This is a genomic window from Chryseobacterium sp. KLBC 52, assembly GCF_003347605.1.
Taxonomy (GTDB): Bacteria; Bacteroidota; Bacteroidia; order Flavobacteriales; family Weeksellaceae; genus Chryseobacterium.
Genome location: NZ_QDFZ01000020.1, coordinates 20,050 through 44,840 on the forward strand (window position 1 = coordinate 20,050; position 24,791 = coordinate 44,840).

Here is a 24,791-nt window from a genome sequence, read left to right on the forward strand (position 1 = left end):
TTGACATGCAAAAATAAGCATGATAAACCACAAAGAGCTTAAAAAAAGCTGTTTTTTATCACTTTGGCCTCGGTTTTGCTTATTTTGAAACATTCTTAATAAGCCCGAAAACATTAGGAAAAATTCAATTTTTAAAAATGTAAAAATTCGCATTTATATTACCTATCCGGATGATCGAGGCACTCTATTTTCCTCCTGCTATTTTTACCACAATTAATTGATATAAAACTCATTATAATTCCAACCTGTAACCTGGCTTCATTTTTAATTTTATTTCGGCTATTAATTCATCAATCCCACAGAATGATTCATCCATTTCTTTCGCTTTTAAAAACATATTCAGTGCATCCTGGTACTCCATTTTTCTCATATGATAAATTCCCCAATTTTTATATGCATCGGCATTTTGAGCATCAAGCTTTAATGAATCTTCAATATCCCTGAGTCCTTCTTCATAGAGGTCTACATTAATCTTTGCGAGTCCGCGGTTATTATAAGCATATGAAAATTTTTTATCCACTGAAATGGCTTTGGTTAATAAAGGGATAGAGTCTTCATATTTTTCAAGAAGAATTAATGTATAGCCTTTATTATTTAAAGCAAATTTATTGTTAGGATTCATTTTCAAAGCTTTATCATAATATTCAAGAGATTCTTCCAATGTTCCTGTTTCAGTAAATGTTAATGCAAAATTCGTCCAGTCATCTGTAGTCATAGAAGGATTATTTTCTTTGAATTGAACAGCGATTTCTTTTGCTTTTTCATAATTCTTACTGTTAATATGGGATACTATTGCCATCCGATAGATATTGAGATCTTTTGATTCCTGTAATAAACTATCAAAAATGGATGCAGCTTCAGGATATTTCTTCTCATGAAATTTATATACTCCTTCTGTATATTCTTCAGGGAGTTTTCTCTGCCGGATAAGATTAATGATAGCTCTTCCATCATTAAATATCGATCTTCCATCACTCATGCGAATAGTTTTCTGGCTCGGAAAAATATTGATCAAAAAATCAATTGCTGACGAAACCATTAATACGATGAAAAACAATGTAAGAAACAGAGTATTTGCAATGATAAAATAAGAGAGTAACGCTAATAATAAAGAGGCAGCCGGCCCTCCAAACACATATAAAATATGCTTATTGACCGAAAATCTTTTTTCTTCAGATTCACACAGCCCTCTTCCCCATTTAAGAGGATTTTTAAATATATAAAAAGAAAAATCTTTGAAATTGACAGGAAAACTGTTATCCTTATCTCCATAAGAACCAATAAAGACATGTACTTTTTTTCTTGTTATAAGCCATACGGTAACAGCATGTCCCATTTCATGAAAAAAAACCGTTAAAGGCCTGATCAATGCTAAAAAGACGAAAATAAAAATTCCTGGGACACCAAATAATTCCATTAAAAAAAGTCTTCAATCAGTTATTAATTATCATTCTTTGTCATATCGAATACAATTTCTGAAATGACAAAAAACCCTGTGGCAATATACCTATTTTTCCAATGATATTTTCTTCCTGATCTTACTTAAAAACTCATGGGTAATTCCCAGATAAGAAGCAGCCTGCTGTTGGGTAATCCTCTGTTCCAATCCAGGATACTTTTCCAGGAATTCACGATAGCGTTTGTCTGCTGTTTTACCCGTTAAGGAAAGAATTCTTCTCTGCAGTGCCACCGAAGATTTCTGGTTCATGATTCTGAAAAGCTTTTCTATCTGTGGCATTGTTTCATACAGATCTTCCTTATCTTTTTTAGAAATCATCAATACTTCACTGTCTTCCAGGGCTTCAATATTCAGAATACTGGGAACGGTATTGATAAGGCTGTCAATATCCGTAATCCACCAGCCTTCAACAGCAAAATATAAGGTTTGCTCAAATCCGTTTTCATTGAGATAGTAGACTTTAAAACAACCACTCAGAACAAACCCTTCGAAGAGACAATACTCTCCTTCTTTAAGCACAACCTCTTTCTTTTTAACCGCTTTGAGTTCAAAAGGTTTTATAAACTGTTGAAAATCCTCTTCTGAAAGGTTGACGTATTGACTGATATTTCTAAAAAGTAAATCGGACATAGGATTATTTAAGCAAAATAAAGGTATCAAAATTATTGACACCTTTATTGAATTAAGTTATGTTAAGTTATTGTTGTTCCTAAGCAATAGAACTTCAGTTTTTGTTGGGTAAACACTAAGACGCAAAGATTTATCATACATATTGTTTATTTTAAGACGCAAGAAAATCGAAGATTTTCAGCAAGATGTGTTTTAAATGTTATCGGAGATAATCTTTGTGACCTTAAAATAAACATAATATAGCCTAAGCCTTTTGCGTCTTTGCGTTTTTACTATTTTTATTCTCTCGCACATTGAGCTGATTCTGCAGATGATTGCATAGAAGCATATCTTAAAAATCTTTGTGTCTGCATGTCCAGAATAACATTATTTTAAAAATTCATTGGTACTTATCACACGGGCATAGAGATTTCCAAGAGCAGATATCCCCGCCAGAAAAGACTTTTGTACATCTGCTGCTTTTACCACTTCCCCATTCAGTTCACGATTTCTGGTCGCCGTAGCATCTCCGATAATGGTATTGGTAAACCCGAAATCAAAAGCAGCTCTGGTGGTAGCATCTACACAAACATCCGTCATCATTCCAGTAATCACCAGATTTTTAATGTTCTTTGACTGAAGATAACCTAGAAGATCCGTCTCTCTGAAGCTGTTGGGAAAATGCTTAATGATAACTTTTTCATCTTCCCTCGGTAAAATCATATAATTGATTTTAGCTCCCTCTGTATCCGGAAGGAAAAACGTTGCGCCTTCGTTGGTAGAAATATGCTGGATATGAATGACAGGAAGATTATTTTTCCTGAAATATTCCAAAATATTCCTTGCGTTTTCGGCAGCTTGTTCAGCTTTTTCAAGGGTCATTTTTCCTCCCGGGAAATAATCATTTTGTACATCAATAATGATTAATGCTGTGTGTTCCATTTTTTGTTTTTGTGCGTTCATTGTAAGCATTGAAATTACGATCAGACCTAAGGTCAGAAAGGTTGTGAATGTATTGTTCATGTTTAAATTTTATAGGCCAAAATTACAGAGGCTTCAGGTCCTGGCCTTTGAACTAGTTCAAAAAACAGTATTGAGATCCAATACTTTCTAATATTGTTAATTTTTTCAATCTTCATCTATTTAAATCGAAAATTTTATTATCTTTTTAAAGAAAAACTATTGATAAACAGTTAATATAATTTAACGGTATCAGATTTGGATAAACAAAAAAAATACCCTTATTTTATTCTGTCATACAGGAAAATATTTTTAAAGTAAAAATTTTAAATAACCTTTATAAAAGCGGGATTACCCAAATATTTTTTGGGTAAAAAAGATTCATTTAGTGTTGAATAAAACATTAAATTTGCGACATTGATATTATGGATAAAAAGACACAAAAAAAACCGACTGAATCGCCTGAGAAAGGCAGAATTTTATCTAAGCCACGTATTTTTTTCGGGCTTACTTTTATACTTTTATCGGCTGTTCTTGCATTCTCATTCGTCTCTTATCTGATGAACTGGAAAGCAGATCAAAGCCAGGCAGGAACCATGCTGGACAAAAGCATAAAATCTTCCAATATCTTTGGTAAGGTAGGTGACTGGCTTGGGAATATTTTCATTTTTGAAAGTATTGGTATTGCCTCATTCATCATCGCATTTTTACTGCTTGTGGTAGGGACACTGATTCTTAAGAAAAAAATATTCAAACCGTGGAAAACGATTGGCCACTCTTTATTTTTTATCTGCTGGCTTCCTATTTTTATGGGAGCACTTACTAAAGGGCAAGGTGTTTTAGGAGGTGTCTATGGATATCAGATTATGGATTACCTTAATTCCATTATCGGAGCAGTAGGTCTGTGGACTGTATTAGCTGCGAGTATTCTGCTCTATTTTATTCTTGAATTCAATCTCCGTCCAAGTTCTATCAAGGCGAAACTGGATAAAATCAATGAAAATACGATTGGAAAAGTAAAATCTATGATGCCGGACTCTAACGATGATTTCGAAGCGGATGAGGAATTGAGAGAAGAAGCAGAGGAAGCGGAAGAAGAAACCGCCTCCAGAGTTACCGTAAGTGATGTTACGAACCAGGTTGTCAATACTCCGATTAATACCATGAAAGAACCAGAACCGGTAAGTGCTCCGAAAGGATTCCCTGAAGTTCCGGTTTCAAACGAGATAGAAACTATTACTACACCCAACCACACTTCTTTTGATGCAGAACCTAAGGAGGTTTCTCAACCCGTAAGTTTAAATCTTTCTACGAAACCAATTGTTCCGGTTTCAAGCCCGGAGGAAGCATTTGACATCAGACCTTCTACTCCATCTCCGGCAATAACCACTGCTCCGGCACAGGAAAATATTAAATTCAATGTAGAGGTTGCTCAGGTCGTTGATGTTTTGGATGATTCTGATAAAAAGTCTCAGGAACTGGTAGAAAAACATGGATTGTATGATCACAAGCTTGATCTTGCCAACTTCCAGATGCCGCCTGTTGACCTGCTGAAAGATTATGGAAATGAAGAAATTTCTATCAATAAAGAAGAATTAGAGGAAAATAAAAATAAGATTGTCGGACTCCTTAAGAATTTCAACGTTGGAATCGCAGAAATTAAAGCTACAATCGGGCCTACAGTTACTTTGTATGAAATTGTTCCTGAAGCAGGAATCCGTGTTGCAGCGATTAAAAAACTGCAGGATGATATTGCGCTGAACCTTTCCGCGCTAGGAATCAGAATTATTGCGCCAATGCCAGGAAAAGGAACCATTGGTATTGAAGTACCAAGAAAAAATCCTACGATGGTTTCTATGCGTTCTGTCATTGCTTCTCAGAAATTCCAGAATACGGATATGGATCTTCCGGTAGTTTTCGGAAAGACTATTTCCAATGAAATCTTCATGGCTGACCTTTCGAAAATGCCTCACTTACTGATGGCAGGAGCAACAGGTCAGGGTAAGTCTGTTGGTATTAACGCTATCCTTACTTCCCTTCTTTACAAAAAACACCCAAGCGAACTGAAGTTCGTGATGGTAGATCCTAAAAAAGTAGAACTTTCTTTATATTCAAAAATTGAAAGACATTATCTGGCAAAATTACCGGATGCAGAAGAAGCTATTATTACGGATACCAATAAAGTAATCAATACGCTGAACTCTCTTTGTATTGAAATGGATACCCGATATGATCTTCTTAAAAATGCTTTCTGTAAAAACTTAAAAGAATACAACAAGAAGTTTACGGAAAGAAAATTAAATCCTGAAAACGGACACCGTTATTTACCTTATATCGTATTGGTAGTAGATGAGTTCGCCGATTTGATTATGACGGCAGGAAAAGAGGTTGAATTACCTATTGCGAGACTTGCACAACTTGCCAGAGCCGTAGGAATCCACCTTATTGTGGCTACACAGAGACCATCTGTAAACGTAATTACGGGTATGATTAAAGCCAACTTCCCTGCAAGAGCTGCCTTCAGAGTAATTTCCAGTGTAGATTCCAGAACGATTCTGGACTCTCCGGGAGCGGATCAGCTGATCGGTAAAGGAGATATGCTTTATTTCAATGGAAACGAGATTTTAAGACTTCAGTGTGCTTTCGTAGATACTCCGGAAGTGGAAAGACTGGCAGAGTTTATCGGGGAACAAAAAGGATATGCTTCAGCATTGTTGCTTCCTGAATATGTTTCGGAAGACTCAACAAGTACTGTAGGTGCTTTTGACCCGAACGAAAAAGATGCTTTATTTGAAGAAGCAGCAAGAATTATTGTTTCTACGCAACAGGGATCTACCTCAATGCTTCAGAGACAATTGAAGCTGGGTTATAACAGAGCCGGCAGAATCATGGATCAGCTTGAAGCAAGTGGTATTGTGGGAGGCTTTAACGGAGCAAAAGCAAGAGAAGTTCTGATCAGTGACCTTCATTCTTTGGAACAGTTTTTGGAAGATCTGCGTAGTTAAAGGAAAAATGAATAGTTTTAACCTTAAGAGTTAAAGAAAATCTAACGATTATTAAATTAAGAAAATGAAGAATATTATTTCAAAAGTTATATTAGGAAGTTTTGTTGTAGGTGCAGTAGGTATGGCCAACGCTCAAAAGATTGATGCTAAAGCTAAAAAGATATTAGATGATATTACAGCCAACTACAATTCTAAAAAGAATTCTTACTTCAAATTTTCTTTTGGAAGCGGTCTTAACGGGCAGGTGACAAAAACAGAACCTGGTATTTATTATGTAGCAGGAGAGAAATACAAGTTGAAGATCATGGATACAGAGCAGATCTTCGATGGTAATAAAATTTACAACATCAACGCGGATGATATGGAAGTAACCATTGCTAAACCGAACGGAAGCAGTACCATGTTCTCCCCTATCAACTATCTTACAAACTATAGAAATGATTATAATGTAACTTACAATGGTAAGAAAGTGGTAAACGGCGTGAATGCAGACTTTATTAAACTGACTCCGGTAAAAGCGAACGGAATAAAATATGTGTACCTTTTTGTAGATTCAGCGAAAAAACAAATGGTAAAACTGGAACAGCATGGAAACAACAAAGATGTTGCTGTAATTGCTATTAAAGAGTATAAAGAAAACCAGGAGCTGGATCCCAATATGTTTGTTTTTGACAAAAATAAGTTTAAAAACTACATCGTTACAGAACTTTAAAAAGCTGAAAGTGAATTCACAACTAAGTAAATTTACTTTTAAAGCTAAAAAAATAACAAAATATAAAAAGCCACAAGTAAACTTTGTGGCTTTTTGATTAATTTTGGCGCATGTTAAAAATACTAGACCGATATATCATAAAAACCTTCTTTGGACCGTTTTTCTTTATATTCAGCGTATTGTTTTTCATTTTTATTGTAAACATTATCTGGGTACAGTTGGGACAGTTTATGGGAAAAGGATTAAGCTACTGGCAAATCCTTAAACTTCTTTTTTATCTTGGGGTGAACGTCATCAGTATGGTGCTCCCCCTTACGATCCTTCTGGCAAGTATTATGTCGTTTGGTGAATTTGGAGAACGTTACGAACTTGCAGCGATGAAAGCCGCAGGGATTCCTTTAACGCGAGTAATGACTCCATTGCTTGGAATTTCCACGGCACTTGCTATCATGTTGTTTTTCTTTTCCAACAATATTATTCCGGATTTTCAGAAGAAAGCCAAGAACATGCTTTTCAATATTGCCCAAACGAAACCGGCCATCAACTTTACTCCGGGACAGTTTATTGATCAGATTCCAGGTTATATGGTAAAATTTGATAAAATTTATGGGGAAAACGGAGAAAATATTGAAGGTGTTTTTGTTCATAAAAAAGCCAATGCTTACGAAAACCAGCAATCTGTAGTGGCTGAAAAAGGGAAATTTGTTCCTGCAGCCAATAAAAACTTTCTAAAGCTTGTTCTGTATAACGGATATGTATTTGAAGATGCTTTTGCCGGAAAAGGCGATAATGTAAGGTTAAAACAACCTGACCAGGCGATTAAGTTTGATACATTGGTATCTCACTTTGACATCAGTGAAATCATTAATAAAGCCATCGAAAAAGAACAGATTACCGATGACTACCGTTTCCAGACCTACAATCAGCTTGACGGAACGATTACAAAAACCAAAAAAGACAATAAGCAGTTCTTTGATAATATAGGATCCGAGGTTCTTAACCAGACCAATTCTGTGATTACCTATATGGATAAAGGGAATAAACATAAAGTAGCGCCGAAAACCCAGATCAAACTGGACACCGTAAAAGGGGATAAAAAACTGGAAATCATTTATAATTCCTATAACAGGCTTGACAACCTGAAATCTACTTTGGAATCTAAAAAGAATGAATACAGTTCTAACGTAAAATACTTCAGTAAAGTCGTTATTTACCAGCAGAGAATTGTTGCGTATTCTGTAACATGTATCATCTTCTTCCTGATCGGAGCGAGTTTAGGGTCTATCATCAGAAAAGGAGGAATGGGACTTCCGGTAATCATCGCTATCGTTATTTTCATCATCTTTTATGTAATGAATGTTGGGGTAGAAAACATGTCTTGGAGCGGAAAAATGAATCCTTATCTGGCAGCTTGGCTTCCTAACCTGATCCTTCTTCCTTTTGGAGTCTGGATGACTTATAAGGCCCTTACAGATTCACAACTGTTTGATGCAGAAAAATACAAAGCATTGTTCAAACCCATCACCAAAAGATTTACAAAAAGTAAAGAACATCAGAGATATCAATAATTCTGATTGTAAAAATAAGATTAAAAGCTTCGGAGAAATTCCGGAGCTTTTTTTATACGATTCTATATCAATAATTCATGCTGTTAATTTTTTTGTACTTTTATCAGCCACCAAACAAATTATCATATGAAAATCCTATTTCTGACAGCAGGCGTGATTCTTATGGCTTCCTGTAAAAATGAAAAAGAGAAAACGTCCTATAAAGAATCTGTTTCCAGGGATACCTTTGTAATGCAAAAGGATTCTGTACACACCAACCTTGCACAGGATCCTATTGATCAGATCAAAAAACAATATGCTGTCCTTCAGACTCAGTTGGAAACTAAAAAGCTGGGTTCTTCAAAATTCAATTACGATTGTAATGATGAACCGTCCGGAGAAGTAATTTTTTATTCTGACAAGGATGAAATTAAAGTTATAGAGCATTTTTATGCAGAACACAGTCATTTTTCGGCATCTGAAAAATATTTTATAAAAGACGGAAAACCATTTTTTATTTTCAGACAGGAGACGGTATGGAATTTTGATGGCGGCACACCCGAAAAACCAGTGACAAAAGATGATATTACAGAAACCCGTATCTACCTTCAGAATAATCAGCCGCTGAAATGTCTTGAAAAGAAATACAGCATAAAATCTGACCAGAAAGAAAAAACAGCTCCGGATACGATTCCGGGAAAAGAAATCAGGTGTAATGTGGATGAAATCCTTAAAAGCTACCAATCTCTATTAAAACATAAAGACCAGAAAGGCTCAATAGAATGTTTATAAAAACAAAAGAGATTGACCTTTGAGCCAATCTCTTTTTTATATTTTAAAACTGATACACGAAAGCATTGATATTCATCCCTGCCCCTACTGAAGCAAATAATACGATATCATTTTTTTTGATTTTATGATGTTCCAGTTCATCCTTTAAAATCATCGTCAGCAAAGAAGGAATTGTCGCCACACTGCTGTTTCCCAATTTGTGAATAACCATAGGCATAATGTTTTCCGGAACCGGTTTTCCATATAATTGATAAAACCTGTTCACAATAGCTTCATCCATTTTTTCGTTCGCCTGATGAATGATAATCTTATTCAACTGATCAATGGAGTATCCACTGTTGTCAAGACATCTTTTCATCGCATCCGGAACATTGACCAGAGCAAATTCATAAATTTTCCTGCCATCCATCTTGATGTATCGGGTATCCGGGCATCTTTCGTTGTTGTAAGATTTTCCAAAATACAGATAGTCTTTCTCTTCAAGGGTATAAGAAGCTGATAAATGAGACCTGATCCCGGCATCATCATCCTGATTTACTTCCAGAACTGCCGCTCCTGCTCCATCCGCATAAATCATACTGTCTCTGTCGTGAATATCTACCACACGGGATAGTGTTTCTGCCCCAATCACCAAACATCGTTTTGCCAAACCGGATTTGATAAACGCATGAGCCTGTATGACGCCTTCAATCCATCCCGGACATCCAAAAAGAACATCATAGGCTACGCAGAAATTATTTCTGATCCCCAATAAGTGTTTCACCCTTGCAGCGAGGCTGGGCACCGTATCAGACTGAACGGTTCCAAAACGAACATCCCCGAAGTTATGCGCAAATATAATATAGTCCAATGTTTCAGGATCAACACCTGCATTTTCTATGGCTTCAAGCGCCGCAATAACTCCAAGATCAGAAGTAACCTGCGTGCTATGGGCATATCTTCTTTCTTCAATACCTGTAATTTTTTTTAACTTATCCGTAATGGAGGCATTATTCTCTTTCAATAATATCCCTTCTTCATTAAGAAAAACATGTTTATCAAAAAATAAATTGGTTATTGTTTCCGATGGGATATAATTTCCTACCCCGATTATTTTTGTCATCATTTTTAGTATCTGTTTCCTGTTTTTTAATTAAACGTCAGGAATAATTCATTAAATATAATGAATGAACGTAAATACTTCACAATATCGTATGGAATAAGAATGTATTGCATTGTAAAAAGTGAAATGTAACGGTAAAAATCACAAAAAAGAGGTCTCTCAAAAGAAACCTCTCTCATAATATTTTCAAAAACTGAAAATTATACTTTCATAATTTCAGCTTCTTTTGTTTTAAGATGCTCGTCGCAAAGTTTTACATATTTATCTGTATACGTCTGGATTTCCTCTTCCACACCTTTTACAACATCTTCAGAAACTCCTTCCAGTTTTTTAAGTTCTTTTAAACCATCCTGTCTTGCGTTTCTTACCGTTACTTTAGTGTTCTCAGATTCTACTTTAGCCTGCTTTGCAAGTTCCTTTCTTCTTTCCTCTGTTAAAGGCGGAACATTAAGGATAATGTTTTCCCCGTTGTTAGAAGGTGCAAAACCTAAGTTGGAATTGATGATCGCTTTTTCAATCGCATTGATTGCCGTTCTGTCCCAAGGTTGAATAGAGATTGTCATTGCATCCGGAACAGAAACATTCGCAACCTGGTTGATAGGAGTCATTGCTCCATAATATTCTACCATTACATCCTGAACCATTGCCGTAGAAGCACGTCCTGCTCTAATTCTTTGAAATGCGTGATCCAGGTGCTTTACCGCTGCATCCATGTCTTGTTTTACAGATTCTAATATAAGATCTAATTCTTCCATTATTATATTAAAGTTTGATAAATTACACATCTATTAATTCAACTGAATATCAATTAATTAAATCCAAAAACACCGCAAACATCAGGGTTTCCTTACTATCTTAAATTATTTTTTACTATTCAGTGCTGCAAAAATAATGATTATTTCCATATTCTGGTAAGACTGCATTCTGTATTTTGTGAAAACGTTGATATTTTTGAATAGGACAGGCAAACAAAATTGAAAGTCATCTGGAATCTTTAGGCAAAATGAATAAATCTTCCTTCGTTAGATCGCTTAAAAATAACGTTTGCTCGTCACAAACTTTTTAAAATCGTCCCCGATAGCTAATGTAAGATCGTGTCATTGCGCTCCTATTGCTGCAAACAAAGGTATTACTGTTTTGCTAACATCTGTTAAAAAAAACATTTTCTCGGTTGTCAAAGTCAATAATATCATAGTTTTCGTTTTGAGGAAATATAAAAAAGCCCTCTCAAAGAGAAGGCTATTATTACTAAAAGTAAGAAGATATTTAATTACTAAATTTCAATCTTATTCTTATGCCTTTTGCGGCAGGTATACAAAGATAGCTTTCAGTAAAAATGTGTACTGCTACTACATGCTTACCTTGAGAAGTCCATTGGTCAATATAAGTTTTAAAATGATGGTACACTGTATTGGCTGCATCATTTGTCATACTTTGATTGTAAGGAAAAATATCTCCGTAGAATGACGCATTATCAGCGTCTTGCCCATATCCATACTCGGCACTATTATCATAAGGGGTAGGATCACTCAGGAAATCACCGTATGCATTATATCCATAGTAGATTGTAGGAGCACCCAGAGAGGGAAAGGGACCATTTATAGAAGGAAATAAAGCCTGTGCAACAAATTTATCAAGGTATATCTGGTTTCTTCCCCACATTGGAGTTCCTTCCTTGTACAGTACCTCGTAATTACTGATGTACGGATAGTTTGGATTTACATTAATAGGATTAATGAAGCTTGTTGAACCACACTTAAAAGTAGCAGGATCACCAGATGAGCCTTTCTCGGAACCTTTTTTAAAAGCTTGAATTTTCTCTTCAGAAAGTGTAGATTTTTCCGGATTTCCTATTTCTTCATTTGTTGAACAAGAAAATAGCAACACACTGCTGGCTAGCAGAAGTAATTTTTTCATAGTTATTAGTTTAGTTAAGTCTCAAAGATAAAGAAATTATTGAATCTACAAATACCACATGATTTATATATATATTCTCAAAGAAACCAAGCTAATTTTTTCAGATCAGCACTTGCTTTTTCTCCATTCCAAATAAATTTTGTGAACTTGTCTTTCTTGTACACAAGCAACATTGCTTTTACTAAAAATTGATCTTAAAGGGCAATATATTCCGGGTACAAATACCTACCGAATATTTTGGTTATTTCTACTTAGTGTGATATCATTTTTAATAACGTCCTTTACTATGCTCTTTTAAACAAAGATTTGGCAGGTATTTTAAGTGGAATGCTTGCCATAAAAAACGGAATGTATTAGTCTTTTCAATTAAAAATTTTAACCTTATTTTAAACCAATCACATCATGACAAATCCATCTTTAGATGCCTACCAACAAGTTTTCGGTATGGCAGGTCTTGCCAACCGTGCCGGAAACTACAACGGTTTTGGTATCCAACTGCAGCAACAGCTTCAGTATGATTTATCCTATTATTTTAACAATGTTCCTCCGGTTAAAATAATGGATCAGAAAACACCTTCCACAGCAAATCCTTCAGCCGTATCGGAATTAGGAAACTGGGATCTGGTCTGGGGACCTGCCCTGATCGAAGAAAAAAATGAAAAGGGGGTTCCTACGGGTGTTGCAGACAATGCATTATATGTTGTAAAGTCTAATGCTGTCGCATTTCCGGGAGGTCCTACATTACCGACTTACGTTGTGGCTATTGCTGCCACTAATCCTTCGTCACTTTACGATTGGGAAACAGAAGATTTCTCAGTTGCAGAAGTGGTCAACTGGACGACTTATAACCCTTCCAATTTCACTCCATCAGCGTATAATGGCACCGATCCTTATATTTCAAAGGGAACTGCTACCGGTATAAGCATCCTTCTCGGGCTTGAAAGTCCTCCATCCGCAGCTTCACCCAATACCACACTGCAACAGTTTCTGGCAGGTCTAAATCCGGATCCGGGTACCGCCATTATCTTTTGCGGACACAGTCTTGCCGGAGCATTATCTCCTACCCTTGCCCTTTATCTGAAAGAGAATAAAGATCTGGATGCTTTCGGGGTAACGCTTGTATATCCTACTGCCGGGCCAACGCCAGGTGAGGCAGCATTCGCCAATCTGTTCAATAGTAAATTCCCACCATTACCTCCAGGATGGCAGCAACAAACAGGTACTTACCAAAGCTGGAATACCATGCACTGGAACGATCTGGACGTTGTTCCTCATGCATGGCCGGTATCGGAACTGGGGAAAATTGCAACGATTTATGGGCAAGCTCCTACATTTTTCACGGCCTCCTTATTAAACGCTTTACAAAAGATGGCGATTGATGATTCCTCAAATTCAGGAGCCAGCTATACAAGAATACAAAACCAATCGCTTCCGGGCCAGCTCCAACACTCCAGTGCTTCTTCGGTTAGCATCAAAACGCCCCCTGAGAATTTACAGGACTATATGCTTCAGCTCTCAGTACAGCATGTGGGAATGTATAATGGTATTCCTGCGGAAGGATCTAATCCACAAGTGAATGGTCTTATTTTACAACAGCCATTACCAAAACCAGATGTGAAGCTGGTACCGGGCGTAACTGCTGTCACCGAATTGGAGATGATTCTGAAAATAATCGATCAGATCATTGGGTGGATTTCTTCCCGTTATGTTTTGGTTGAAAAGGAAAATATCACACAAAATGCCAGTGCGGATAAATAATTAAGATTAGTGTTAAAATGAAAACACCTGTCACAATTACTGTAACAGGTGTTTTTATATTTTTAGGGCTTACCTTGATTATAAATTAACCAAAGTACCTACATTTTCTCCGTCTACGATTTTTTCTAAATTCCCATCTTTGTTCATATCGAATACAATGATTGGCAATTTATTTTCGTGGCTTAAAGTAAATGCGGTCATATCCATTACTTTAAGGTTTTTCTCAAATACTTCATCAAAAGATAATGAATTGTATTTTACAGCATCTGCATTCTTTTCAGGATCGCTGTCGTAGATTCCGTCTACTCTTGTTCCTTTTAAGATTACATCTGCTCCGATTTCGATGGCTCTTAATGTAGCCGCTGTATCCGTGGTAAAATAAGGGTTTCCTGTACCTGCTCCAAAGATCACTACTCTTCCTTTTTCAAGGTGTCTTACAGCTCTTCTTTTGATGAAAGGTTCAGCTACTTTATCCATTTCAATAGCAGACTGAAGTCTTGTTTTGATTCCTGCATCTTCCAATGCTCCCTGTAAAGCCATTCCGTTGATTACAGTGGCCAGCATTCCCATATAATCTCCCTGCACTCTGTCCATACCTTTTGCAGCTCCTGCTACACCACGGAAGATATTTCCTCCTCCAATTACGATCGCTACTTCACAGCCTTTTTCAACTACTTTTTTGATCTCAGATGCATATTCCTGCAGTCTTTCAGTATCAATACCGTATTGTCTGTTTCCCATTAAGGCCTCACCGCTCAGTTTCAGAAGGATTCTTTTATATTTCATCTTTTATTTTTAAGTAACTTTTTATTAGTACGGGTTTCCCCGGAATTTGATTTTGCAAATATAATCATTAATGATATTGATAAAAGAAAAATATTTAAATAGAAATAATGTCAGAAATATTTTGAAAAGTACGAAAAAGGATTATTTTTGCATTAATTATAAATTGAGTTGAAGAAAATTATCATTTTTTCATTATTTCTATCAGGAATTGTTTCTTATGCGCAAACAGGAACAAACGTTTATCCGTTCTTAAATGTACCTGTATCTGCAAGACAGGCTGCTTTGGGCGGCGATGCAATTTCGGTAAGAGATTATGATGTTTCCTTTGCTATTGCAAACCCTGCCCTGTTAAATAAAGATTCTGACAAACAGCTTTCTGTAAACGCAACGGCTTACCTTGCCGACTCGAAATACGGAACGATTGCTTATGCCAAAGACTTTGAAAATGGCCATATGGCTACCATCAATGCCAGGTATATGAGCTATGGAAGTATTCCGAGGACGGATGAAAGCGGTTTCGAAAACGGAGAATTCAAAGCTTCAGATGTTGCTATTGGTGCAGGCTATGCCTACCAGTTTGAAGAAGACTGGACGATTGGTGGAGGACTTAATTTCATTACCTCAAAAATTGACAACTATACTTCTTCCGCGATCTCAGGAACAGCGGGAATTACCTATCATAATAAAAAGAATAAAGAAGTAGTTTCTCTTGTAATGAGAAATTTCGGCTTTCAGCTGAAATCCTTTAATGGGACAAGAGAAAATCTTCCTTTCAGAATCGATCTCGGATATACCAAAATCATCAAGAACTTCCCTCTTGCCATCACCATTACCGCACACGATCTTCAGAAATTTGATATTTCTTCAGAAGAAAACCTGGACGGGCAAAAAGTAGGTGCCGGCAGAAAGATCGCAGACCACTTTTCTTTGGGAGCAGAATTGTTTCCGGAAAAGAATTTCAATATCAGACTGGGATATAATGTAAAAAGAGGAAATGAACTGGCGGTTGCCGATCAGAGAAACTTCTCGGGACTTTCTGCAGGATTTGGAGTGAAAGTTTCCAGATTCCGTATTGATTATGCCCACGTAAGATATCACAACTCTTCGAACGTCAATCAGATAGGAATTTCCATGGACCTTTCCAGCCACAGAGGAGAATAATCTTCCTGACCGGAAATTTCTTAATTATTCCGAAATTTTCTTACTTCTTCTTGATTTTCTAAAAAAAATCTTGAAATTTGCAGTATGAAAAAACCTGTAATTGCTATCGATGGGTACTCGTCTACCGGAAAAAGTTCTATCTCTAAAATCATTGCGGATAAACTGGGACTTATTCATATGGATACAGGAGCGCTTTACAGAGGAGTTACCTGGTATGCTTTGGAGCATTGTCTGAATGAAAACGGAGAAATTGATCTGAATACACTGTTCTCCTCCTTTAATAAGATCAGACTTGAATTTAAAAATAACGACGGCACCCTTATTCTTTTCCTTAATGACACTGATATTTCCAAGGAAATCCGTACCAATATCGTATCTGATAATGTAAGCCTTGTTGCCAAACAGAAAGAAGTAAGAGACTTTTTACTGCAGTCACAGCGCACTTTGGCAGAAAAAGGCGGTGTTATTATGGACGGACGTGACATTGGGACAGTAGTTCTGCCAAATGCAGACTATAAATTCTTTCTTACTGCCAGTATTGATGAAAGAACCAACAGAAGGTTTCTGGAACTGAAAGGTCTGGGAATTGAAGCAGATAAGGAACAGGTAAAACAAAACCTTATAGAACGTGACAAGATCGACAGTGAGCGTGAAATAGCCCCATTGAAACAGGCTGACGATGCTACTGTAATTGATAATTCCGCACTCACCAAAGAGGAAACCATAGAGCTTATTTTATCTCACATCGAAAAGATTTAACAATTTTTAATAGGCTTTGCGCCTCCTTTGGTATACAAATTGCAAGTTTTATTACTGTAAAAACTAATCTATTATTAATTATTAAAAAACTTAAAATGTCTAGAAAAGGAAATAATACAGCAGGTATATTGGCAGGACTTCTTGCAGGTGCTGCGGCAGGTGTAATCTTAGGAATGTTATACGCACCGGAAGAAGGTAAAGAAACCAGAAAAAAAATCAAAACCAAAGCAAATGATCTTAAAGATCAGGCTAAAAATAAATACGGAGAGGTTTCTGAAAAAGTGAAAGACCAGTACAGCAATATTTCTTCTACTTTCAAGGAAACAGCTAACAGCGTAGCCCATACTGTGAAAGACGGATATGACAAATACAAAGATCAGATTGTTTCTAAAACTGCAGATTTGGCAAAAGATGTAGAAGCAGAACTGAATGATCTGAAAAAATAAGTAATTTAACTTTTTTAAGTAAATTACAGAAAGGAACTTTTGTGCGAAAGTTCCTTTTTTTGTAACTTTAAAAAAAAACAATGATAGAAACTATTAAAGAATACGCCTCCAAGAGAATCGATCTTCTGAAAATTGAAGCGACTGAAAAGTCGTCACTTTCTGCCGGGCTCATTACCTACTTTGTAGTACTGCTTGTTGCTTTTGCTTTTTTTATTATCCTTTTCAACTTTGGAATTGCTTTCCTTATTGGAAAAGCACTGGATAATTATTCCTATGGATTCTTAATTGTGGCAGCATTTTATGCGCTGGTAATGGCGTTTGTGGTTGCCTTCAAAACAAAGATTGTCAATACTGTTGCAGATCAGGTTATTAAATTTTTAAATCATTAAACTATGGGTAGAAAATACGAGAGCATAGAAGAATTAAGAAGAAAGAAAAAACTGCTTAAGGATGAAATAAGTGATCTGGAAAATCTTCTTACCTTCAAAAATACAAAAGAAAGCCTGAGTGCGTTTACCAATGGTTTAACTGATCAATATCTTCAGGAAAAGGTTGATGAAGACGGTGATGAAAAAGTAGTTCTAAGGAAGGACGTTATTGCCAAGCAGCTTACTTCAGAGGTGAAAGATCTGCTGATCAGCAAAAATACAGCTGTTGGAATTGCAAGTTCTGCCTTCAAGGGAGGAAATCTTACAGACGGTCTGGTAAAGCTGGGAGTTACTGCTATCGTAGGAAACTACGCCAAAAAGAATATGAAAAGTTCCAACTGGAAGAAAAAACTGATTGGTGCGGCATTGATCTACCTTGCTCCTATTGCACTGAAATATGTCAGAAAAAAGATGGAGGTTTATCAGAAAAACAAAAGTGTTTCAAGTATGGAACAATTGATATAAAAATCAGATATCAGAAACCAGGTGCCAGATATTATTCAGTAATATTTTACAATAATTTCCAACCTCTGGTTTCTGATTTTCTATTTTGAAAATAGCTGTCCTAAAATAATCCCTGCAGCCATTGATACATTCAGGCTTTCTGTAGACTGGGATTTTCCAAACCTCGGAATGCTGATACTTTTTTGTAAAAGTTTTTCTGTTTCCGGTCTCATTCCGTTTCCTTCGTTTCCTAAAATGAGATTAATCTTTTCCGGTTTTTCAAAAGTATAGATGTTCTCTCCTTCCATATCCGTTCCGATATTTACATTCTCTGTCTTAGAAAGATATTCCACAAGATCAGTGTATACTACATTTACCCGGGTAAAAGATCCCATGGTTGCCTGAATCACTTTCGGGTTGTATACATCTACAGTATCTTCACTGCAGATAATCTGTTCAATCCCGAACCAGTCTGCCAACCGTATAATGGTTCCAAGATTTCCAGGATCCTGGAGTCCATCCAAAACCAATTGTATATTCTTATCTTCCCATTTTTCTTCCTCGGCAAGATAACATACCGCCACGGAATCTTTTGGTGTTTTTAGAAAACTGATTTTTTTTAATTCATTTTCAGAGATATGGGTAACAGGGATGTCAGTACGGTCCAATTTTTGTGGATCGGTTGACAATATTTCTTTAACTTTAAAGTTAGAATTAAAAAGTTCACAAATGATTTTATTACCTTCAACCAAAAACAAATTGTATTTTTGTCTGAACTTCTTTTTATCTAAAGATTGTAAAACTTTTATTGTATGAGCTGTAAGCATTATAAGAATTCTCCTCAAAAATATTATAAAATTATCTCATTTGCAACATTTGTTGGTCTCCTTTATGCTTGTAGTACGACAAAAAAAGTTCCTGAGGGCGAATACCTGCTTACCAAGAACAATTTAGAGTTCGAAGATAAGAGGGTATTTTTCGATGAGGAGCTCAAAGATTATATTCAGCAAAAACCCAACAAAAAGCAGTTTCTTTTCATGCCATTGAGTTTACTCCTTTATAATATGGCAGATCCGAAATATGATACCATCCTTAACGAATATATGACTTATCCCGGTGAAATGAGAAATCAGAAGCTGAGAGATTCATTATTCCTTAAATATAATATGAAAAGCAGTGTCGGGAAAAGTCTTCTTTTCGACCGCTTACTTCACAATTGGGGAACACCGCCGGTCATTCTTGATCAGACAAGAAGTGAAAAAAGTGCTGAGTCTATTAAGAAAAGACTTACCTACAGAGGATATTGGGATGCAGATGTCAACTTTAAACACACGCTGGATTCTGCTTCCAAAAAAGCTACTGTTAATTATTCGATCAAGCATAATGATCCTACACGTATCAAGGACTATTTCTATAATATTCCGGATCAGGGGATCAAAGGATATTACAACTATAATCTGAACAGAAGCCTTGTGCGATCAGGACAGATTCTTGACCAGACCGTTTTGGAAAGAGAAGTTACCAGGATTACGGATCTGATGAGGGAGTTTGGTTTCTACAGGTTCAATGCTTCCAATGATGAAGTTTATTTCGTTGCAGATTCACTTAAAAGCAGAAAGCAGGTTCCTTTAACACTGGAAATCCATAAAGATTCACTGGATACTCCTTATAAAATAGCCACCTTTGGAAATATCGATGTGGCCATTGTGGATGAACCTGGTGATTATCCTAAAAACACCAAAAAAGACAGCTTAAGAAGAATAAGATTCCATACGGTGAATGACAAGTATAAACTTTCATCGGTATGGAGAGCTATTATTCCGGACAGTAAAAAGGTCTTTGACCAGACAAAACTGGACGTTACCAAGAGAAATCTTTTATCGATGAATAACTTCAGCATCGTTAAAGCCAGAGACTCCCTGAGACAAGGCGGAATGACATCTCCTAACGACAGCATTGTTGATGTTTTATATGTATTGAAACCACTTCCAAAGTATGAGCTAAAAGTGGGAACAGATATTAATTATTCTCAGGTTTTAAATCTGGGGATCTCTCCTTCTGTGGACCTTACTACCCGAAATGTTTTCAGAGGAGCAGAAAACCTTTCTACCAGCCTTTCAGGGACATTTGGTTCTATCAGAAGTACAAAAGATATCAGTAAAAGAGTTGCGGCATACGAAATTTCAGCTCAGGCATCCCTGAACTTTCCACGGCTGCTGCTTCCTTTTAATTATTATAAATTCATTCCAAAACGCTATACGCCTACATCATCTATTTTGCTTGGGGCATCAATACAGAATAATATCGGTTTGGGAAGGTTAATTTTTAATACGGGATTGAATTACCAGGCAAGTGTTAACGATCAGGTATATCATAAGCTTACTTTATTTAATACTCAGGTCAGTCTGACAAAAAACAAAGATGCCTACTATGACTACTTTGTGAATGACGGAAGGGTAAAAGATGAAGTTTTTGGAAATTATTTTATGTTTAGCCCTGAAACTGCGCAGACCGGACAAGATTATAGAGATGGAAAGCTTAGCGTGGATGAGGTTTCCAAAAAGATTATCGAGAATGATGCTTACCGTGGAAGTCTTAATCAACAGGGAAGAGATCTATTAACGGCATTTACCGGAACATTGGTCAACAAAGACAGACAAACCCAGGATGTCCTTATTTCTTCCATGATTTATAACTTTGTATACAGTGAAATCGGAAAAAAAGAATATCCCAACGCGTTTTATTTTAACGGAAAAGTGGAGCTTGCAGGTAACATCTTGAGTTTATTCAATAAAAAAGATAATGGCGGAGGTATTGTTACTGGCCCGCAAAGAACCATTTTCGGACTGCCGTATGCACAGTTTATAAAATTTGATATTGATACGAGAAAATATTTCAAGTTTAACGGAAACCAGACATTGGTATTACGTCAGTTTATCGGAGTAGGAATACCTTATGGAAATTCTCAGGATATGCCTATCATCAAGTCTTATTTCAATGGAGGTTCCAATGATATCAGAGCCTGGGTAGCTTTTGGAGGATTAGGTCCTGCCGATTCTCAGGTGGATGAAAGAGTTCGTACTTATATGACAGATAACTTAAAGCTTACCACCAATATTGAATATAGAATTCCTTTCAATAAAACTTACGAAGGAGCGTTATTTACCGATATTGGGAATACATGGAGTCTTCGTAACTATAATGACGGCTATGGGGATGAATTTAAATTCGGTAAGTTCTGGAAACAAGTGGGTATCGGAAGTGGATTCGGATTAAGATTGAATATTGCTTACGTTACAGCAAGAATTGACCTTGCGTATAAGATCTATGATCCGAATAAACCTGAAGGCGACCGATGGAGATTCAAAAACATCCAGCCTTTCAAACCAACAGTTAATATCGCGTTCGGATATCCATTCTAGTCCGGAGAAACGCCTAAAATAAAATAGACTACAGCAATCACACGGGCGAGGATTTCCCTCGTCTGGTTTCTGTAGAAGCTTTCAGGTTTTGTGACATCCTGCGCATCAAAGCCCAAGGCATTCATATCATTATTTCTTGCAAAAAACAATGCTCTGAGGTTGTGATATCCCTGAGATACAATAATGACATTCTTCTTCTTATAAACATCCTTGCAACGGAGAATACTTTTATAGGTATTAAAGCCTTTCGGATCTTCCACAATAATATCTTCAGGCACTCCTTCCTGATTGATCAGATAGTTTTTCATTGCTCCCGGCTCGTTATAACCTTTGCTTTTCTCCCCGCTTACTATAATTTTCTTGATTTTCCCATGATGATAAAGAAGTGCCGTGGCATCCATTCTTTTCGTAAAATAAGGATTGGATTTTCCGGATCTCATTTTTGGAGAGGTTCCCAGAACTAAGGCAATTTCCCTTGGCGGAATTTTTGAGATTTTCGTATAGGTTCTCCCGTTGGTAAGTCCGAAAACCCACACATTACAGAAGCATATCATCAGAATTCCCAATTCCAGTGATATAAAGCCAAGGTTAAATATGTTCCTAATAATTCTCAACTAAGATCAAAGTTAAGCTTTATTTTTTTACTTTTCACAATAGACATACAAGCTAAAATATGGCCCTGCTCTTCCTCTTTTTCGGTAAGATACTCATTCTCCAGCAATTCCACTTCTCCTTCCTCCAAAGAACATTCACAGCTTCCACAGATTCCCGACTTACAGGAATAAGGTACAGGGAACTTTTGCATCAGAAGCTGCTGAAGGATTTTGTCCTTATTATCAGCCAGCTGAGTTGTATAATTTTTTCCCAGCATGGTAAATTCCACCTCAATATTTTCAATCAGAGGAAATTCTTTTTCTACAGGATAAATATCATCATTAAATTCTTCAAAAAGTTCAAAATGAATGTTCTTTTTCGGAATTCCGTGGTGATAACATGCATTGGCCAATGTCTTGATCATTTCACCTTTTCCACATATCAATACTTCATCTACCGCATCCCAAATGGTAGATTCTTCATCTGTATCATCCAAATGAAGGATCTGGTTGATGATCAGATGTAATTTCTTCTCATCCAGCCTGCCATAGAAAAACTGATCTGCCGTTTTTTCCTGAGAAAAGAAATAAAATATCTGAAGCCTGTCCCCACATGTTCTGGCCAGGTTATCCAGCTGTTCGCGATAGACTAAATCTTCTGAACTTTTATTTCCAAAAAATAAAAACAACCGCGTTCTCGGTTCGTTATGAAGAATATTTTTGAAATGACTTAAAATAGGGGTAATTCCAATACCAGCTGCAAAAGCAACAATAGTCCTGAATTCGCTGGGTTTGGATACGATTGTAAATCTCCCGGAAGGTTCACTTACCCAAAGTTCATCACCAACATTATAATTTTGAAATAACTGCGAAGTAGCTCCTTCAGGCGAGTTGACCTTTATCCCAAGACATATTTTCCCTTCATAAGGAGCTGAAGTCATTGAATAATCATTAATAACCTCTTTCCCATGTGATTGAAATCGAATACTGACAAACTGCCCGGCCTCAAACCTGAAATTTTCTTTTACATTCTCAGGAATATCAAGCTCCAGAGAGAAAGTATTTTTGGTCAGCTCTTCCTTTTTCGCTATTTTTAACGGATGAAACTGTATCAGTTTCCCTTTATAGATTTGTTGTTCCATAACTTCAATTCAAAAATAGATAAAAAATAATTTATGAAGAAGATAATTTTTTCCATGTTACTTCTTACTGCACTGTACAGCTGTAAAAAAGAAGGTCAGAAAACTGAAAATACGCCAGCTGCAGATTCTCTTTCTGTATCTCAAACTACAGAAACAGAAGGAAGTACAGCTATTCCCAAAGAACTTTCTCCTGAAAGTGTAAGCCAGCATTTAGCAAAAAACAATGATACTTTATACGTAACCAATTTTTTTGCAACCTGGTGCGGGCCATGTATGAAAGAAATTCCGAGTTTTAAAAGTAAAATGGAGGAATTGAAAGGTAAACCTGTAAAGTTCACTTTCGTCAACCTTGATGATAAAGCAGATTGGTCTGGTGCTGTTAAGAATTTTGCTACCGAGAATAAATTGGGAGGCAGTATTATCTTACTGGATGGGCAAAAATTAGATCAAAACTTCTTTCACAATAACTTCAAACAATGGGACGGAGGTTCTATTCCTTTTACTTTCATGAGAAAAGGTGATAAAACCGATGAATATCTTGGAATGATGACGGAAGATGTTTTGAATTCAAAAATTGATTCTTTTTTAAAATAAAATAGACTGAACTCTTTCTGAATCATGTCAAAAAGATTTAAAATCCTGTGTTTATTATTTGTGATCGCCATTCTTATAAGCGCTGTCATTAATCTGAACACAGGATTTTTACATTTAAGCTTTCAGGATTTCTTTCAGGACTCTGCGCATAGCCAGATTGCTGAAATCCGTATCAACCGTGTTCTTGTAATGATGCTGGCTGGGATTTCCATTCCAACCTCGGGTTTTCTGATGCAGGAATATTTTCAAAACCCGCTGGCTGGGCCTGATATATTGGGAATAACTTCAGTCGCCAGTTTATCAGTCGCCTTTTATATTTTCTTTTCCCATAATATCTTACTGCCCGAGTTTTTACAGAACAGCTTCCTCAGTTTATCAGCTATTGGAGGTAGTTTACTGTTAATGCTGATCCTGCTGTCGATGTCTAACAGATTTCAGGACAAGTCCTATCTTATTATTTTCGGTTTTTTGGTATCTGCTTTTGCCGGTGCCATTGTATCTCTGTTGCAATTTTATGCGGAAAACCAGAGTCTGAAAAACTATATTTTATGGTCTTTCGGCGCAAATAATATGGTAACGAGAAACCAAATTTATGTACTGTTTATCTTAGTTTTAATCGGAATGTTTATCTGTTTCAGAGCGATAAAACCGCTCATTGGAAATTCACTGGGCAATTCCTATGCACAAAGTTTAGGAGTGAATCTGAAGCAGCTGAAACTTTTAATCATCGTAGCATCCTCTCTCCTATCCGCTTCTGTTACGGCATTTTTGGGACCTATTCTTTTTATTGGAATCATTGTTCCTCATTTCTGCAGACTGGTGTATAATCCCTCGAAATTATGGCAGCAATGGATTCTTAATATGTTTCTGGGAATGATGATTATGCTTTTTTTCTCTGTTATTGCAGAAAAAACACAGATTCCATTGAATGTGATAAGCTCTGTATTTGGAATTCCTGTGATTCTGATGATGCTTTTGAAGCAGAATAAAGTGTAAAAACATCAATGAAAATATAAATCATTAATTTAAAAATCTCGCAGATTATACAGATGAAGCAGATTTTGGGAATAAATTCTTAACTTTCTTCATCAAATAAAAAAAGGGAAAATATTCGTAATGTGTCATTCCGAAGGAATCTAAATCAGATTTAGAATT

General features: G+C 36.4%; 23 protein-coding genes. 13 read left to right on the top strand and 10 right to left on the bottom strand.

What is annotated here, in order from left to right; translation table 11 throughout:
- Nucleotides 1-232: 232 nt before the first annotated feature.
- The 3 genes from DDF69_RS18840 to DDF69_RS18850 form a co-directional block, all read right to left on the bottom strand.
- Nucleotides 233-1,417, bottom strand: a complete 1,185-nt coding sequence (locus DDF69_RS18840; RefSeq protein WP_114822135.1) for a tetratricopeptide repeat protein — start codon at nucleotides 1,415-1,417, stop codon at nucleotides 233-235.
- Between the two features lie 90 nt (nucleotides 1,418-1,507).
- On the bottom strand, nucleotides 1,508-2,089 hold the full coding sequence (locus tag DDF69_RS18845; protein WP_114822136.1) for a Crp/Fnr family transcriptional regulator: 582 nt from the start codon (nucleotides 2,087-2,089) through the stop codon (nucleotides 1,508-1,510).
- A gap of 366 nt (nucleotides 2,090-2,455) precedes the next feature.
- Complete coding sequence (locus DDF69_RS18850; RefSeq protein WP_114822137.1) at nucleotides 2,456-3,091, bottom strand: cysteine hydrolase family protein; 636 nt, start codon at nucleotides 3,089-3,091, stop codon at nucleotides 2,456-2,458.
- Between the two features lie 362 nt (nucleotides 3,092-3,453).
- Between DDF69_RS18850 and DDF69_RS18855 the strand changes: the two genes are divergently transcribed.
- From DDF69_RS18855 to DDF69_RS18870, 4 genes are all read left to right on the top strand, one after another.
- The gene (locus DDF69_RS18855; protein WP_114822138.1) at nucleotides 3,454-6,033 is read left to right on the top strand and encodes an FtsK/SpoIIIE family DNA translocase; all 2,580 of its coding nucleotides are present in this window, start codon (nucleotides 3,454-3,456) and stop codon (nucleotides 6,031-6,033) included.
- A gap of 64 nt (nucleotides 6,034-6,097) precedes the next feature.
- Nucleotides 6,098-6,745, top strand: coding sequence for a LolA family protein (locus tag DDF69_RS18860; RefSeq protein ID WP_034694350.1), 648 nt, complete (start codon nucleotides 6,098-6,100; stop codon nucleotides 6,743-6,745).
- Between the two features lie 110 nt (nucleotides 6,746-6,855).
- Nucleotides 6,856-8,313 (top strand): LptF/LptG family permease, encoded by a 1,458-nt coding sequence (locus DDF69_RS18865; RefSeq protein WP_114822139.1) that lies wholly within the window; start codon nucleotides 6,856-6,858, stop codon nucleotides 8,311-8,313.
- A 126-nt stretch (nucleotides 8,314-8,439) separates the two neighbouring features.
- Nucleotides 8,440-9,084 (top strand): hypothetical protein, encoded by a 645-nt coding sequence (locus tag DDF69_RS18870; RefSeq protein ID WP_114822140.1) that lies wholly within the window; start codon nucleotides 8,440-8,442, stop codon nucleotides 9,082-9,084.
- Nucleotides 9,085-9,127: 43 nt separating this feature from the next.
- Here the strand turns inward: DDF69_RS18870 and DDF69_RS18875 are convergent, their stop codons facing one another.
- The 3 genes from DDF69_RS18875 to DDF69_RS18885 all read right to left on the bottom strand — a co-directional run bounded on the left by DDF69_RS18875 (nucleotide 9,128) and on the right by DDF69_RS18885 (nucleotide 12,103).
- On the bottom strand, nucleotides 9,128-10,189 hold the full coding sequence (locus tag DDF69_RS18875) for a 3-oxoacyl-ACP synthase III family protein (RefSeq protein WP_114822141.1): 1,062 nt from the start codon (nucleotides 10,187-10,189) through the stop codon (nucleotides 9,128-9,130).
- Between the two features lie 197 nt (nucleotides 10,190-10,386).
- Nucleotides 10,387-10,941, bottom strand: a complete 555-nt coding sequence (gene frr / locus DDF69_RS18880; RefSeq protein ID WP_114822142.1) for a ribosome recycling factor — start codon at nucleotides 10,939-10,941, stop codon at nucleotides 10,387-10,389.
- Nucleotides 10,942-11,452: 511 nt separating this feature from the next.
- On the bottom strand, nucleotides 11,453-12,103 hold the full coding sequence (locus DDF69_RS18885; protein WP_114822143.1) for a hypothetical protein: 651 nt from the start codon (nucleotides 12,101-12,103) through the stop codon (nucleotides 11,453-11,455).
- A gap of 402 nt (nucleotides 12,104-12,505) precedes the next feature.
- On the opposite strand from DDF69_RS18885, the gene DDF69_RS18890 reads away from it, so the two are divergent.
- The gene (locus DDF69_RS18890) at nucleotides 12,506-13,861 is read left to right on the top strand and encodes a lipase family protein (protein ID WP_114822144.1); all 1,356 of its coding nucleotides are present in this window, start codon (nucleotides 12,506-12,508) and stop codon (nucleotides 13,859-13,861) included.
- A gap of 78 nt (nucleotides 13,862-13,939) precedes the next feature.
- Here the strand turns inward: DDF69_RS18890 and pyrH are convergent, their stop codons facing one another.
- Entirely contained in the window at nucleotides 13,940-14,647 is a 708-nt protein-coding gene (gene pyrH, locus DDF69_RS18895; RefSeq protein WP_114822145.1) for a UMP kinase, read from the bottom strand.
- A 168-nt stretch (nucleotides 14,648-14,815) separates the two neighbouring features.
- Here pyrH and porQ point away from each other — a divergent pair, with 168 nt between their 5' ends.
- The 5 genes from porQ (at nucleotide 14,816) to DDF69_RS18920 (ending at nucleotide 17,906) form a co-directional block, all read left to right on the top strand.
- Nucleotides 14,816-15,808, top strand: coding sequence for a type IX secretion system protein PorQ (porQ, locus tag DDF69_RS18900; RefSeq protein WP_114822146.1), 993 nt, complete (start codon nucleotides 14,816-14,818; stop codon nucleotides 15,806-15,808).
- An 84-nt stretch (nucleotides 15,809-15,892) separates the two neighbouring features.
- Complete coding sequence (cmk, locus tag DDF69_RS18905; protein ID WP_114822147.1) at nucleotides 15,893-16,567, top strand: (d)CMP kinase; 675 nt, start codon at nucleotides 15,893-15,895, stop codon at nucleotides 16,565-16,567.
- Nucleotides 16,568-16,662: 95 nt separating this feature from the next.
- Nucleotides 16,663-17,013, top strand: a complete 351-nt coding sequence (locus tag DDF69_RS18910) for a YtxH domain-containing protein (RefSeq protein ID WP_047431084.1) — start codon at nucleotides 16,663-16,665, stop codon at nucleotides 17,011-17,013.
- An 80-nt stretch (nucleotides 17,014-17,093) separates the two neighbouring features.
- The gene (locus tag DDF69_RS18915; RefSeq protein ID WP_034694332.1) at nucleotides 17,094-17,402 is read left to right on the top strand and encodes a phage holin family protein; all 309 of its coding nucleotides are present in this window, start codon (nucleotides 17,094-17,096) and stop codon (nucleotides 17,400-17,402) included.
- 3 nt (nucleotides 17,403-17,405) lie between these two features.
- Nucleotides 17,406-17,906, top strand: a complete 501-nt coding sequence (locus tag DDF69_RS18920; protein WP_114822148.1) for a phosphoribosyl-ATP pyrophosphatase — start codon at nucleotides 17,406-17,408, stop codon at nucleotides 17,904-17,906.
- Between the two features lie 80 nt (nucleotides 17,907-17,986).
- Here the strand turns inward: DDF69_RS18920 and DDF69_RS18925 are convergent, their stop codons facing one another.
- Complete coding sequence (locus tag DDF69_RS18925) at nucleotides 17,987-18,712, bottom strand: TrmH family RNA methyltransferase (RefSeq protein ID WP_047431087.1); 726 nt, start codon at nucleotides 18,710-18,712, stop codon at nucleotides 17,987-17,989.
- On the opposite strand from DDF69_RS18925, the gene DDF69_RS18930 reads away from it, so the two are divergent.
- Nucleotides 18,698-21,307: a BamA/TamA family outer membrane protein gene (locus tag DDF69_RS18930; protein WP_114822149.1), complete on the top strand. Its 2,610-nt coding sequence runs from the start codon at nucleotides 18,698-18,700 to the stop codon at nucleotides 21,305-21,307. The genes DDF69_RS18925 and DDF69_RS18930 overlap by 15 nt on opposite strands.
- Here DDF69_RS18930 and DDF69_RS18935 read toward each other — a convergent pair.
- Both DDF69_RS18935 and DDF69_RS18940 read right to left on the bottom strand, forming a co-directional pair.
- Nucleotides 21,304-21,861, bottom strand: coding sequence for a vancomycin high temperature exclusion protein (locus tag DDF69_RS18935; RefSeq protein WP_373427997.1), 558 nt, complete (start codon nucleotides 21,859-21,861; stop codon nucleotides 21,304-21,306). The two genes, DDF69_RS18930 and DDF69_RS18935, sit on opposite strands and share 4 nt — an antisense overlap.
- A 56-nt stretch (nucleotides 21,862-21,917) precedes the next feature.
- On the bottom strand, nucleotides 21,918-23,042 hold the full coding sequence (locus DDF69_RS18940) for a ferredoxin--NADP reductase (RefSeq protein ID WP_114822150.1): 1,125 nt from the start codon (nucleotides 23,040-23,042) through the stop codon (nucleotides 21,918-21,920).
- 33 nt (nucleotides 23,043-23,075) lie between these two features.
- On the opposite strand from DDF69_RS18940, the gene DDF69_RS18945 reads away from it, so the two are divergent.
- Both DDF69_RS18945 and DDF69_RS18950 read left to right on the top strand, forming a co-directional pair.
- Complete coding sequence (locus DDF69_RS18945; protein ID WP_114822151.1) at nucleotides 23,076-23,636, top strand: TlpA family protein disulfide reductase; 561 nt, start codon at nucleotides 23,076-23,078, stop codon at nucleotides 23,634-23,636.
- A gap of 24 nt (nucleotides 23,637-23,660) precedes the next feature.
- The gene (locus DDF69_RS18950) at nucleotides 23,661-24,632 is read left to right on the top strand and encodes a FecCD family ABC transporter permease (protein ID WP_185144370.1); all 972 of its coding nucleotides are present in this window, start codon (nucleotides 23,661-23,663) and stop codon (nucleotides 24,630-24,632) included.
- Nucleotides 24,633-24,791: the final 159 nt, after the last annotated feature.